Genomic DNA, 13,981 nt, shown 5'->3' on the forward strand with positions numbered 1-13,981 from the left:
CTTACATCCGCCACTCAATGCCTGCGAACACCGATCTGCCATCACCCGGCAGGAACTGGCGTGAGTCAGCCCCGGCCGCATTGGCAATGACGCCAGTGGTCGCCGCAGAGATTTCATCCGTGAGGTTCTTGCCCTCGACAAACCATGAAAATCCCTGCTTGGTGCGATAACCGAGTTTGAAACCCAGCAGTGCATAAGCATCGGCAAAGAGTGTGTTGGCATGGTCTACCGCATACTTCTGTGGCGACCATTCCACGTTGGGGCCAAAATAATGGCCATCAGGTGTGTTATAGATCAGGTCTGCACGGTAAAAATGCCTGGGGATGCCGGCCAAATCATTGTCCCTGTACACCGGGTCGTTGTGAAAGCGAAAATCGTTCCACAAGTAGGTCTGGCGCAGATTGAGCTTGTGCAGAAGCTGCACATTGAGACCGATTTCCACACCTTGGTGACGGGTGGATGCGGCATTAATCGTGCCGAGGGAGTTGCCGAGACTGTCGTTCAAGCTGAACAGTTCATCCTTGACCGAAGCCCGGTAGTAGGCGGCTTCCCAGTCCATGCCGTCATCGTGTCCGCGTGTGCCAATCTCCCAAGTAGTCGCCGTTTGCTCGCGCACCGCCGTTACTGTCGGGCCGCCGCTTAACTCACCGAAGCTCGGGGGTTCGAAGCTGCGGCTGACATTGGCAAACAGTTGCGCGGCGGGAGTAATTTCATAACGCGCGCCCAGCTTCGGGCTGAAGCCGGTGTAATCCTTGTCAACACTGTTATCCGTGCCGTCTGAGAGAAATTTGTCTTGCAGCTTGCGCGATGCATGCGACCATTGCGCTCCGGCAATGAGCGCCAGTCTGGGCTGCACATAGTGCTGATTCTCGGCGTATAGATCGAGATTGCTCGATGTCTGTAGGCTTTCATTGGTGCGTGCTCCGCGTTGACCACCCACGTTCTGGAAGCGATCGTCTTCAGCGGTGCCGCGCGTCGGGCTGAACCCCACGGTCAGAATATTTTTCCGACTCATGAGCGGAGCCTCGGAGATATAACGCAGTTCCGCACCGTAATCCTGCGACACAATGTCCAGCACCTGGAAGATGGGATGGAATAAATCCTTCCATGAGTAAAAAAAGGTTGCCTCAAGGCGTTGAGCCTGCCATTGATAAGTCGTTTTGTTTGAAACACGCATCAGCGTGAAATCACGTTTGAAGTTGTTTGTCACATTAGCGGTTGCGGATTGACGCGGATTGGCGTTCATTTCCGCCTTGGTCAGATTGCCGGGAAGCTCTGAGTCGGTGTTCACCAAGGCAACGTAGAATCGTGACTCCAGTTGATCCGTCAGCCAGCTGCCGTAATGCCCGAACAAACGCTGATTATTCTGCTGGGCGTGATCGCGGAAACCATCCTGAGAAAAATGTGATAAGGACACGTAGTAATCGGAGTCATCACGCACGCCGGAAAAACTCGCTTGTCCGCGCAGATAACCGAAGCTCCCGGCCTCCAGGCGCGCTTGTACCGGCGACGCATCGTAACCGGAAGGAGATACAAAATTGACCGCACCGCCTAATGTGGTGGAGCCGTAGGCCAACGCATTGGCTCCACGATAAACCTCGATATAGCGCGCGCTGAGAGGTTCCACGGCCTGAAAATCGCCGCCGCCATCGGCCAGGTTAAGGGGTATACCGTCTTGGAGCAATTTGATCCCGCGCATATGGAAGGTACGCTGGATGCCGGAACCGCGTATCGACAAGCGCGCTTCTTCGGCGCCAAAGCGTGGTTGCACAAAGACGCCGGGCGCAAAACCCAAGGCATCCTGCAAAGTCGTAGCGCGCCCCGTTTTATAATCCTCAGCATCAACAATATTTGCCCCGCCGGGCGTGAGGGTAATGCGCTGACGCGCGATTTGCAGTGAGGGCAGGGTGAGCGTGGGTTCGCTTCCCAACCGGGATCCTGTGACGACGACCTCCGGCAACTGTGTAGCACCGGACAAACTATCGGTAGTATCAGTCGCCGCGACAGATGCCGCATATTCGGCATAGCTGTAGCCGGGTAAAATCAAGCAGGTGTGTATTATAATTACATGCAATAACCGGTTTCTCAGGGTATTCATCTTGCGCATGGATAACCTTGGATACCTTAACTTTGAAATAGATGTAAGCCTTGAATCCTAAAACAGATTAAGCCCATATAGAATGCGGTATAATGCCGCGCGACAATTTGCCGCAGGAGCAGGGTGGGGGATCGGCTGCTATACTTTGGCACCTTGATCGGGTGCCTGCGCCCATGAGTGAGAGATGTTTGAAATGAAGCCAACCGCGGTTTCTCCAGCAGTGCCGCCAATGAACCTGCGACGGGTGCTGGTGCTCAAGAATATCGCCGTGGTCGGCCAGACGCTGGCGGTGCTGGTGGTGGCGCAAGGTTTGGGCATGCCACTGCCGTATGTGGTGATTGGCAGTGTGCTGCTGGCGCTCAATCTGTTCACCTGGCTGCGGCTCAGGTTCCCCTGGCCGGTGCGCGAGGCCGAGGTGTTTGCCCAGCTGCTGCTCGACGTGTTGCTGCTGAGCGGGTTGCTGTATCTCGCGGGTGGCGCCACCAATCCCTTTGTGCTGTTGTTTCTGTTGCCGCTTACCATCACCGCCGCTACGCTGTCGGCTGTCTATACGCTGCTGTTGGCGGTGGCGATCGTGGGCTGTTACACCCTGCTGATGTTTGTTTACATCCCGCTGCCGCATTTTCATATCACCTACGATGCCCGCTTCGACCCGAGCGCGTGGGGCATGTGGTTCGGTTTCGTGCTGGGCGTGGGGCTGGTCGCGTATTTTGTGGTGAAGATGGGTAACACGCTGCGCGAACGCGAGCGTATGCTGGCGGAGGTGCGCGAAAATGCGCTGCGTGACGAGCGTCTGGTAGCGCTCGGGGCGTTGGCAGTAGGGGCAGCGCACGAGCTGGGTACGCCGCTGGGCACTATGGCAATAGTGCTGAAAGAGCTGGAACATGAATATGCACAGCAACCTGAGCTGACGGACAAACTTCGTTTGCTGCGGGATCAGGTCGCCCGCTGCAAGGGCACAATCTCCAGCATGCTTTCTTCCACCGAGCAGGCGCGGGCGGAAAGTGGCTACAGTGTGGCGATCGACACCTATCTGGAAGATCTGCTTGCGCAATGGCGTTGTGTGCGCCCGGCGGCGCAGTTGAGTTATCACTGGGGAAGTCCGACTCCCGCGCCGCAGATAGTGGCTGAGCAGGCGTTCGGACAGATCATCACCAACCTCCTCAACAACGCCGCTGATGCCTCGGAGCACAGCGTCGAGGTCGAGGCGAGCTGTGATGACGGGCAGTTAAAGGTTGACGTGCTGGATCGTGGCGCCGGATTGACGCCAATGGTACAGGCCCATGCAGGGGAACTGTTCTTTACCAGCAGGGAAAGTGGCCAGGGACTCGGACTGTTTCTGGTAAAGGCGGTTTTACGCCGTTTTGGCGGCGCGCTTACACTGTCGAACCGTGACGGTGGCGGCGCTTGTGCCGAGGTTACCGTGCCGCTGGCGCGGCTGCGCGCAACCGCATAGCTATGGCCTGTGCCGAGCCGGAAAACATGTCACCCAGCAAGTTGCTGCTGGTTGATGACGACGTTACATTTTGCAAGGTGCTGGAGCAGGCATTGTGCAGGCGCGGCTTTGTGGTGAGTGTGGCGCATAACGTGGATGAGGCGAAACTGCTGCTTGCGCAGGTACTGCCCGGTTATGCAGTGATCGACCTCAAGATGCCCGGACCGTCCGGGCTGGCGCTGGTCGCATATTTCAAACAGCAGGTTCCGGCTGCGCGGATAGTGGTGCTTACCGGCTATGCGAGTATTGCGACCGCCGTAGAGGCCGTGAAACTGGGCGCGACCCAGTATCTGGCCAAACCCGCCGATGCGGATGAAATTGTCGCGGCGTTTGGTCACCAGCCCGGCACCAAAGATACGGAGGTTGCGATGCGACCCATGTCCGTGGAGCGGCTGGAGTGGGAGCATCTGCAGAAGGTGCTTGCCGAGTGCGACGGCAACATCTCAGCTGCCGCCCGCACGCTGGGCATGCACCGGCGTACGTTGCAACGCAAGCTGCAGAAGCGTCCATCTCCACAACGCAGCAACTAGCTGCCGCCGAGTGCCTCCTGGTAGTCTGTTACCTGCTCCTGCGTGAGCAGAAACACACCACCACCACCATGTTCGAATTCGGGCCACACGAACGGCACATCCGGAAAGGACTCCAGCAGCGCCTGCTCGCTGTTACCGACTTCGACCACCAGAATGCCGCCCGGGTTGAGGTGGCGGTGTGCCTGGCGCAGGATGCGGCGTACGATGTCGAGACCATCCTTGCCCGCTGTGAGGCCGAGTGACGGCTCGTGATGGAATTCCGCCGGCAGTGCCGCCATGTCGGCAGCATCGACATAAGGCGGGTTGCTGATGATGATGTCGTAGGTTCTATCCTCGAGTGCGTCGAAGACATCAGAGAGCACGTCATGGACACGGTCGCTGACGCCATGGCGTGCGATGTTGATGGCAGTGACTTCAAGCGCGGCGGTCGAGATGTCGGTGGCATCGACAACCGCGTGTGGAAATGCATAGGCGCAGGCAATGGCGATGCAGCCGCTGCCGGTGCAGAGATCCAGGATTTGGTGTACCGCTGACGCGTCGATCCAGGGTGCAAACTGGTGTTCAACGAGTTCGGCGATGGGTGAGCGCGGCACCAGCACGCGCTCATCGATGTAAAAGTTCAGGCCCGCGAACCAGGCCTCATGTATAAGATAGGGGGCGGGCAGGCGCTCGTCAATACGCCGCATAAGCAAGTCCACGACCGTCTGTTTCTCTCGCTGCGTGAGGGTGGCGAGCAGGGCGTCAGGCGGTGCCCCATACGGCAGGTGGAGCGCGTGCAGCACCAGGCTCGCGGCTTCATCCACGGCATTATCCGTGCCGTGGCCGAAATGCAGGCCGGCCTCATTGAAGCGGCTGGCACCCCAGCGGATGAAGTCGCGCGGGCTGTGCAGTTCCTCGACGGCTTCTTGTGGGCTGCTCATGCGCGGAACGGCAACTGACTGAGCATGAAACCGTGTGCGTCGTGTGTGAGTACACTGCCTTGCTCGTACCAGTCGCCGAGTACGATGCGGCGCACCGGCTCGCCATCCAGCGTGAAATCATGCATGGCGGGGCGGTGTGTGTGACCGTGAATCATCAGATTGACATGGTGGTCGCGCATGACATGTTCGACCGTCTGTTGGTTCACATCCATGATCTGCTCTGGTTTTTCGCGCGTTCTCATCTGCGATTCATCGCGCAGGTGCTGGGCAATCTCGCGCCGTTGCGACAGGGGCTGGGCAAGAAACTTCTGTTGCCATTGTGGATCGCGCACGGTAACGCGAAACTCCTGATATTCGAGGTCGTCAGTGCATAGCGTGTCGCCGTGCATGATGAGGGCGGGTATGCCGTCGAGATCAATCACGCTCGGGTCAGGCAGCAGCCGGCATCCGGTGTGACGCTCGAACTCGGTACCGATCAGGAAGTCTCGGTTACCGTGCAACAGGAAGACCGGTGTGCCTTTGCTCACGCACGCGTGTAGCGCTTGGGTAATTTCGCTGTGAAAGTCACTCGTGTCGTCATCACCCAGCCAGGCCTCGAACAGGTCACCAAGGATGTACAAAGGGCCTGCATTACGGGCATCCTGCTCCAGAAAGCGTATGAATCGCCGGGCAGGCACGGGGCGCTGCTCGCACAGGTGCAGATCAGAGATGAATAGCGTCATGGGGAGGTTGCGCTGATCCCGCGCATTTGCGCGGGATCAGCGCAAGTGCTGCGGCAGCCGGTTATTTGTTATTCTGACTGGTTTTTGCACCTGTGGCGCGGTTAGGTTCTGCGGTGGTTTCTGCTTCAAGCTGTGCCGTCATCAGTGCTGACGGCGGCACAAGGCTCGCCTGAGTGATCAGGATAGGCGACTGGGGAACATCCTCCGGAAACGGGCCGCCCTTTCCGGTAGCGGACTGGCCGATGCGGTCCACCACGTCCATGCCCTGCACGACCTTGCCGAATACGGCATAGCCCCAGTAGCCCGGCGTAGGTGCATGATGGTTGAGGTGAATATTATCGCTGAGATTAATGAAAAACTGGTTGGTCGCAGAATCATGATCTTTGTTGCGTGCCATGGCTACCGTGCCGCGTTTGTTCAGGAGACCATTGGTGGCCTCAGTGGGGATGGGGCTGTGTGTGGGGCGTTGCTCGAAGTCGGACGTGAAACAGCCGCCCTGGACCACGAAGTCGCCAATCACGCGGTGAAAGATGGTGCCGTTATAGCCGCCTTCGCGCACATAGGTCAGAAAATTCTCGACGGATTTGGGCGCGCTGGCGCTGTCGAGTTCGATCAGGATGTCACCCTGGCTGGTCTGGATACGCACATAAGAGGGTGTGGCTTCCCCAGCCTGGGTGTAGACCCCGGTGGAGGCAAGCAATGCAGCGAGAACCAGGGCTGTGAACGAATGTCTCATGGCACGGTACTCCTTTGGTTTACTCCCGGTATGGTATCCGGTAATCATAATCCGTCTCAGCCCGGATGGAAAGACCCTGCATTTTTGTTAGTATGTCAGGCCAAAATGACAAAACGCATGAAAACACGTTTCGCACCCAGCCCGAGTGGATTTCTGCATATCGGTAACACCCGTATTGCGCTCTTCTGTGCGTTGCTTGCGCGACACACGGGCGGTATTTTTCTGTTGCGGATTGAAGACACTGACCGCGAACGCTGCGAAACACGCTATATCGAGGCGATTGAGGAGGATTTGCACTGGCTCGGGCTTGATTGGCAGGAGGGTCCGTGCGCAGGGGGTGCGAATGGCCCTTATATGCAGTCTGAGCGTACGGCCATCTATCAGGAGTATTTTGAGCGCCTGGAGATAGCCGCACGGGTGTACCCCTGCTTTTGCAGTGCGCAGGAGCTTGCGCTGTCGCGCAAGGCGCAGATGCAAGTGGGCAAGCCACCACGCTATGCCGGCACCTGTGCGGAGCTTGCGCCAGAGCTGATCAGGGCGAAACTCGCCAAAGGCGAATTACCCACATTACGCTTTCGTGTGCCGCGCGGCGAACAGGTGGAATTTGAGGACATGGTGCGCGGCCCACAGCGTTTCGCAAGCGATGACATCGGCGACTTTATCGTCCGCCGGGCCGACGGTACGGCAGCGTTTTTCTTCAGCAATGCAGTGGATGACGCCTTGATGCAGGTGACCCATGTGTTGCGTGGCGAAGACCATCTCACCAATACGCCGCGTCAAATCCTGCTGCTGCGTGCGCTGGGTCTGCGGATACCCCAGTACGGACATTTGTCTCTGATCGTAGGCGCCGACGGCACGCCCCTGTCCAAGCGCCATGGCAGCAGTAGCGTGCGCGAGTTGCGGGATGCGGGCTATTTCGCGACAGCGGTGACCAACTACCTCGCGCGACTGGGACATCACTATACAATAGACGGCCTGCTGAACCTGAATGCGCTGGCTGCAGGATTTCATGTGGATAAACTGGGGCGCGCGCCGGTGCATTTCGACAGCGTGCAACTGCGGCACTGGCAACAACAGGCGGTTGCACATGTCGACGCAGATGTCCTCGGGTGCTGGATGGGTGCTGAGGTGCAGGCACTGGTGCCAGAGTCGCAGAGGCAGGATTTCATCGAGGCCGTGCGGCCCAATATCGAACTGCCGCCGGACGCCCTGCTGTGGGCGCGTATCCTGTACCACGACCCGCTGGAGTTGAGTCCGGCGGCACGTGCCGTCATAGGGCAAGCCGGAACACGCTTCTTCGAGCACGCGATGCGTGCGCTGGAGCAGCAGCCGCAGGACTTCAAGGCGCTCGCGCAGATGTTGAAGGCCGCCACGGGCGCGAACGGAAAGGCGCTCTATCAGCCGTTGCGCGCGGCACTCAGCGGCGAACTCGACGGGCCTGAGATGGTGCGACTGTTGCCGCTGATGGGCGCGGAGCGCGCCCGTAACCGTCTTGAAGCGGCACTGATTATTAAAAAGTAGGGTGGGAATGCCTGTTTTCTGCAAATACTCAACGCAAAGTCGCCAAGACGCAGAGAACACCAAATTTATGTTAATAAAAATCTTTGCGTCTTGGCGACTTTGCGTTGAAGTTTTTAATCAAGCATTATGGCCTCGATGCGAAGACATGTGACTGCGTTTTATGCTGCATATTCATAACAGCCTCACCAGGGTCAAAGAGCCGTTTGCCCCCATCACGCCCGGCAAGGTGCGCCTCTATGTCTGCGGCATGACGGTCTATGACTACTGTCATCTGGGGCATGCGCGGGTGCTGGTGGTGTTTGATACCGTGGTGCGCTACCTGCGCAGCCAGGGTTATGACGTGACGTATGTGCGCAATATCACCGATATCGACGACAAGATCATCCGGCGAGCGCAGGAGAATGGCGAGGCCATCGACACCCTGACAGAACGTTTTATCCAGGCAATGAATGAGGATGCGGACAAGCTGGGCGTGAAGCGCCCCGATGCAGAGCCGCGCGCCACCCAGCACATTGCTGACATCGTCGGATTGATTGCTGCACTGGTGAAGAACGGCTACGCCTATCAGGCAGACAATGGCGATGTCTATTACGCGGTGAGCAAGTTCAAGCAGTACGGCAAACTGTCAGGTAAACACCTGGAAGACCTGCGCGCAGGCGCGCGGGTAGGAATCGAGGAGGCCAAGCACGATCCGCTGGATTTCGTGTTGTGGAAGGCCGCCAAGCCGAATGAGCCATTCTGGGATTCACCCTGGGGCCGCGGCCGCCCCGGCTGGCACATCGAATGCTCCGCCATGTCCATGCACTGCCTGGGTGAGCACTTTGATATTCATGGTGGCGGCCTGGACCTGATGTTTCCGCATCATGAAAATGAAATCGCCCAGTCCGAAGGCGCCAGCGGCCACAAATTCGTCAATGTGTGGATGCACAACGGCTTTGTGCGTGTAGATGATGAGAAGATGTCGAAATCGCTCGGCAATTTCTTTACCGTGCGCGAGGTTTTGAAGCACTATCATCCCGAGGAGATACGTTACTTTATCCTGTCCAGTCACTACCGTGGCCCGCTGAATTATTCCAGTGAGCACCTGGACAATGCACGGGCTGCGCTTACGCGGCTGTATACGGCATTGCGTGGGTTGTCTGAGACTGAGGCTGACGACAGTGGTGAGTATGGTGTGCGTTTCCGCGCCGCCATGGAGGATGATTTCAATACCCCGGTAGCGTTTGCCGTGCTGTTTGATCTGGTGCGCGATATCAACAAGGCGCGCGCGCATGACATGACGCAAGCGGCGCGACTGGCGATGACCTTGCGCCATCTGGGCGCGATCCTCGGTCTGTTACAGGCCGATGCGGAACTGTATCTTCAGGCCGGTGCGCCGAAACACGGCGAGTTGTCGCAGGACGAGGTCGAACGGCTTATTACCGAGCGTGACAGTGCGCGTATGCACAGCAACTGGGCAGAATCCGACCGCCTGCGTAACTTATTGGGTCAGAATAATATTATTCTGGAAGACAGCGCCAGCGGCACCACTTGGCGCCGCAAATAGCCCGATGGCGTGACACCGGGGCACCATCCGGGCGGATTCCATGCGCAACGTAGTGTTTTATAATGCATTACTTTACTTCCCGGTAAGGCAGAGTGTAGGATTGATGCACTCGCCCAAACGGCAACCCTGAAGGCTCGCTATGCTGCTTCAAAGCATTCCCATCAAGGTTACCCTGGCCAACCTCAAGTCCAGTTGTGCAAGCTGCCCACTCCATGAACTGTGTCTGCCCATGGGGCTCAGCGCCGGTGATACCGAACGGCTTGACCAGATCGTCAATGTGCGTCGCAAAAACAAACGTGGCGATTACCTGTATCGCAGCGGGCGGACATTTGGCTCGCTGTACGCCATCAAGAGTGGATTTTTCAAGACTTTCAGCCTGAGTGATGAAGGGCAGGAGAGGATCACCGGCTTCTACATGACCGGTGATCTGCTGGGTATGGATGCCATCAGTTCCGACCGGCATCACTACAATGCCGTTGCACTGGAGGACGGCGTGGTGTGCGAGATTCCTTTTACGGATCTTGAACGCCTGGCTGGCTCGATACCCGCGCTTGGACATCACTTTTACAAACTCATGAGCCGTGAGATTGCCCAGGAGCAGCAGCACATGCTGTTGCTCGGCAAGATGAAGGCCGAGCAGCGGCTGGCTGCATTTCTGCTGAATCTGTCGCAACGCTTTACGCTGCGCGGATTCAGCCCGACCCGGCTTCATCTGTGCATGACGCGTGAAGAGATCGGCAATTATCTCGGGCTTACACTGGAAACGGTAAGTCGCACCCTTGCCCACTTTCAAGCCGAAGGAATGATAAAGGTCAGCCGCCGCGACGTGACACTGCGCGACTCTGTCCGTCTCGCGGGACTGCTCGATCACTGGAGTCAGGTATGAGGGGCAGGTTTCGCTGGCCACTGCCAATTTCTGCCCTATCTCGGTGTGCATGAGGCGCAGCTAAATCCCTGTGCGCCGGAAGCGCTGCACAGGCTGCGTGCTCCACATGCTGAAAGATGCTTTTAAACTGATCCTCCAAATTTACGCCTGTGAGATTAAATAGCGCAAGATCGGTCATGGGAGTGCTCCCTGAGCGCAGAGGATACGGCTGCATCGACATCGGCCGGCATCATGGTTGCAAGATTCAATCCGCGCGCGATACGCAGGCCGTAGTCGTTGTCGGCCTGCGTGAAATGCGCCAGCTGTCGTAACTGGATATCGCGTTCGGCAAGCTGAAGTGCGTGAACGATATTGGTCGCGAGATGTGTCTTCGCATCTTCGCTCAGCGCCCGGAAGTACGCACCGGCCTGGGCGTAGTCGTCATGTGGCCTGGTCGCTTCAGTTGTCGCCTTGAGCATGTGAGGGTTGTCTGCGTCCAGACCGTCCAACTGAGGCTGCAAATGCAGCGGTGTGGCATTGCGTGTGTTGGTGTGCCAGGCCGCCAGGTAGGGCAGCATGCTATTGGCAGGCAATCCGATGCCGGGTACCACATGGGCAGGCGAGAAGCTGGCCTCGCCTACTGTGCGGGCGTAATCCTCCGGGTTACGATTGAGCACGAGACGACCTGCCGGGATGAGTGGATAGTCGGTGACAGGCCATATGCGGGTCGGATCGCAGGGGTCAAAGGGGCAAGCGGCCGCATCCTCGTCCGGCATGATCTGCACGAGCATCCTCCACGCCGCTGTACCGCCCTTGTTCAGGGTCGTCAGCAGGTCCCAGGTTGTGTAATTGGGGTTATCCGCCGCACGCTGCATGGCCCGTTTTAGGTCGATGTTCTCTTTCCCCTGCTCTGTTTCGAAGTGGTACTTCACCCACACTGTCTCGCCTGCTTGATTAACCCACCTCGCTACGTGTGCGCCATATGCATCCATGTGCCGGAAAGACCTGGGTGTGCCATCGTCGGAAAACAGCAGCGTCAGCAGGGAGGTTGCCTCGGGCGTGCGCGAGAGAAAATCCCAGATCCGGTTCGGGTCTTTGCGGTTGAGCACGCTGTGCGTTTTCTGGCTGCGCACCAGGGACTCATATTTGGCCGGGTCGCGTATGAAAAACAAGGGCATATTGCCGCCGATGATGTCGTAGACTCCTTGCTCCGTGTGCAGCTTGAGTGCGATGCCGTATATTTCGCGCGCGCCGTCGGCCACATGCCTGCCCCCCGACGGTACGGTAAACCGCATGAATACGGGTGTGCGCTTGTGCGCTTTGGCAAGAAACTGCGCGCTGCACCAAGGTGTGAGGTCGTCGGTGGCCTCGAAATAGCCATAGGCGCCGGCACTGAACAGCTGTGGTACGCCCCTGGAGCAGGCCGCGCTGGGTGTGGGCTCTGCGTGGCCTGAAGACTGGGGGCGTCTGTTTTCAGGGCGCGAGGCAGGTTTTAAAGCGACTACATTGGCTGTCGTGCGCATGCGTCTTTCCTCCCTGGCTTGGCCCAACTCGGGATGTACATCTTTATTCAGAATAATCCGGCCGCAAATGTGTCGCCTTGATGTAGATCAAACAGAATGGATTCTCCAATGGTGCTTCAGGGGCCGCTGTTTATCTGTACCCGGTGGATAAGGCGTGCGACTGTAGGAGAGGCCGGGCACATGCCGCGTGCATCATACGCAAGGCAGCCCGCGCCAAATGAGCGATCAGCTCTTCATCGAGGAAGTTGATCTATATCATGCTACGGTCGTGAAGAGTCGCTGTTAGCGTAAACTATGCGTCCCATTCACTGTAGAATTAAACAATGCTCAACCAATTTATTCATGAACCCCGCATCGCCTATTTCTCCATGGAGATTGCGCTGCGCAAGGAAATTCCAACTTACAGCGGCGGGTTAGGGGTGCTGGCGGGCGACACGGTGCGTGCGGCGGCTGATCTTGAATTGCCGCTGGTCGCCGTGACGCTGGCAAGCCGCGCAGGTTATTTCCGCCAGGAAATCAATGCCCAGGGCCGGCAGGTGGAGCATCCGGATACATGGGAGCCGGCCCGCTGGGCCTCGCGTCTCACGGCAGCGGTGGCTATCCAGATAGAAGGACGTGATGTATGGGTGTGTGGTTGGCTCTACGAGTTGCAGGGCCATATGAACGGACGCATACCCGTTATCCTGCTCGACACCAGTCTGGCTGAAAACAGCGCGGAGGATCGCGCCATTACCGATCACCTGTATGGCGGCGATACCGCCTATCGCCTGAAGCAGGAGATCGTGCTGGGTATTGGGGGTGTGCGCATGCTGCAGGCGCTGGGCTTTACCATTCGTCAATATCACATGAATGAAGGTCACTCCGCGCTGCTGGCGCTGGAGTTGTTGCGCCGTTACGCCTATCCGGCGGAGGATTTGCGCCCCGGCGAGTCACCCTACGATGTCCCGCGCGTCAGGGAGCTGTGTAATTTCACTACCCATACGCCGGTCGAGGCGGGGCACGACCAGTTTCCTTATGATCTGGTAACCCGGGTGTTGAATGATTTTATTGATCGCGCCACGCTCCAGTCGCTGGCGGGAAAAGACGCGCTTAACATGACCCGGCTGGCGCTCAATCTCAGCCAGTTCGTCAATGGTGTGGCCAAGCGCCATGCCGAGGTGTCACGGAAACTTTATCCGGGTTACCGTGTGCATGCCGTGACTAACGGCGTGCACCCGTACTCATGGACGTCGCCGCCATTTGCGAAGCTGTACGATCATTATCTTCCAGGCTGGTGTCATGAGCCGGAGCTATTGTCACGCGCCGATCGTATCCCGGACGAGGCGATCTGGATGGCGCATGCCGAGGCGAAGCGCGCGTTGATTGACAAGGTCAAGGAACTGACCTCCGTAGCACTGAGTCCGCACGTCCCCATTCTCGGCTTTGCACGCCGCATGACTGCCTACAAACGGCCAGACCTGCTGTTTTCAGATCTCGCGAGGCTCAAGGCGATCGCCGACGAGCGCCCGTTTCAGCTGGTGCTTGCGGGCAAGGCGCATCCGCGCGATGAAGGCGGCAAGCGCCTGATCGCGCTGCTCCATCAATATATGCGTGAACTCGCGGGGAGTATCACCATCGCATACCTGCCCAACTATGACTTGGACATTGCGGCGGTGATGACGGCAGGCGTTGACGTGTGGCTCAACACGCCGCTCCGCCCCATGGAGGCCTCAGGCACCAGCGGCATGAAGGCCGCCTTCAACGGCGTGCCGCAGCTGAGCGTGCTGGATGGCTGGTGGATCGAGGGTTATATTGAGGGTGTAACGGGCTGGGCCGTCGGTGATTCCAGCGAGAAGCATAATGGAGAAGATGCGCAATCACTGTACCAGCAGCTGGAGGATAAGGTGTTGCCGCTGTATTACAGCAACCGCGCCGGGTGGATAGGCATGATGAAGGGCGCGATCACCAAGAATGCCTCGTATTTCAACAGCCACCGCATGATGCGGCGCTATGCCACGGAAGCCTATATCCGCTGAACGTGCGCCT

11 protein-coding genes are annotated in these 13,981 nt (G+C 58.0%); 6 read left to right on the forward strand and 5 right to left on the reverse strand.

From position 1 onward, the window contains the following. Position 1: 1 nt before the first annotated feature. Positions 2 to 2,047, reverse strand: a complete 2,046-nt coding sequence (locus Q8L89_02780; GenBank protein ID MDP1707977.1) for a TonB-dependent receptor — start codon at positions 2,045 to 2,047, stop codon at positions 2 to 4. A 280-nt stretch (positions 2,048 to 2,327) separates the two neighbouring features. Here Q8L89_02780 and Q8L89_02785 point away from each other — a divergent pair, with 280 nt between their 5' ends. Together Q8L89_02785 and Q8L89_02790 are read left to right on the forward strand one after the other, a co-directional pair. Then, positions 2,328 to 3,554, forward strand: coding sequence for an ATP-binding protein (locus tag Q8L89_02785; GenBank protein MDP1707978.1), 1,227 nt, complete (start codon positions 2,328 to 2,330; stop codon positions 3,552 to 3,554). Positions 3,555 to 3,580: 26 nt separating this feature from the next. Further along, a complete protein-coding gene (locus Q8L89_02790; GenBank protein ID MDP1707979.1) occupies positions 3,581 to 4,123 on the forward strand; it encodes a response regulator transcription factor in 543 nt (180 codons plus the stop codon). On the opposite strand, the gene prmB is transcribed toward Q8L89_02790, so the two are convergent. The 3 genes from prmB to Q8L89_02805 form a co-directional block, all read right to left on the reverse strand. Further along, complete coding sequence (gene prmB, locus Q8L89_02795; protein MDP1707980.1) at positions 4,120 to 5,043, reverse strand: 50S ribosomal protein L3 N(5)-glutamine methyltransferase; 924 nt, start codon at positions 5,041 to 5,043, stop codon at positions 4,120 to 4,122. The two genes, Q8L89_02790 and prmB, sit on opposite strands and share 4 nt — an antisense overlap. Continuing rightward, positions 5,040 to 5,765, reverse strand: a complete 726-nt coding sequence (locus tag Q8L89_02800) for a UDP-2,3-diacylglucosamine diphosphatase (protein MDP1707981.1) — start codon at positions 5,763 to 5,765, stop codon at positions 5,040 to 5,042. The genes prmB and Q8L89_02800 overlap by 4 nt, the downstream gene beginning before the upstream one ends. Before the next feature lie 61 nt (positions 5,766 to 5,826). Beyond that, positions 5,827 to 6,501 carry a peptidylprolyl isomerase gene (locus Q8L89_02805; protein ID MDP1707982.1) on the reverse strand — a complete coding sequence of 225 codons (675 nt, stop codon included), beginning with the start codon at positions 6,499 to 6,501 and terminating at the stop codon, positions 5,827 to 5,829. Between the two features lie 117 nt (positions 6,502 to 6,618). Between Q8L89_02805 and gltX the strand changes: the two genes are divergently transcribed. The 3 genes from gltX to fnr all read left to right on the forward strand — a co-directional run bounded on the left by gltX (position 6,619) and on the right by fnr (position 10,454). After that, entirely contained in the window at positions 6,619 to 8,022 is a 1,404-nt protein-coding gene (gene gltX, locus Q8L89_02810; GenBank protein ID MDP1707983.1) for a glutamate--tRNA ligase, read from the forward strand. Between the two features lie 160 nt (positions 8,023 to 8,182). Beyond that, positions 8,183 to 9,568: a cysteine--tRNA ligase gene (cysS, locus tag Q8L89_02815; protein MDP1707984.1), complete on the forward strand. Its 1,386-nt coding sequence runs from the start codon at positions 8,183 to 8,185 to the stop codon at positions 9,566 to 9,568. Between the two features lie 139 nt (positions 9,569 to 9,707). Next, positions 9,708 to 10,454 (forward strand): fumarate/nitrate reduction transcriptional regulator Fnr, encoded by a 747-nt coding sequence (gene fnr, locus Q8L89_02820; protein ID MDP1707985.1) that lies wholly within the window; start codon positions 9,708 to 9,710, stop codon positions 10,452 to 10,454. A 155-nt stretch (positions 10,455 to 10,609) separates the two neighbouring features. Here fnr and Q8L89_02825 read toward each other — a convergent pair whose 3' ends face one another. Further along, on the reverse strand, positions 10,610 to 11,956 hold the full coding sequence (locus tag Q8L89_02825; protein MDP1707986.1) for a catalase: 1,347 nt from the start codon (positions 11,954 to 11,956) through the stop codon (positions 10,610 to 10,612). A 323-nt stretch (positions 11,957 to 12,279) separates the two neighbouring features. On the opposite strand from Q8L89_02825, the gene glgP reads away from it, so the two are divergent. Next, on the forward strand, positions 12,280 to 13,971 hold the full coding sequence (gene glgP, locus Q8L89_02830; protein ID MDP1707987.1) for an alpha-glucan family phosphorylase: 1,692 nt from the start codon (positions 12,280 to 12,282) through the stop codon (positions 13,969 to 13,971). Positions 13,972 to 13,981: the final 10 nt, after the last annotated feature.

This window comes from Gammaproteobacteria bacterium (assembly GCA_030680605.1).
GTDB lineage: Bacteria > Pseudomonadota > Gammaproteobacteria > SURF-13 > SURF-13 > JAQBXX01.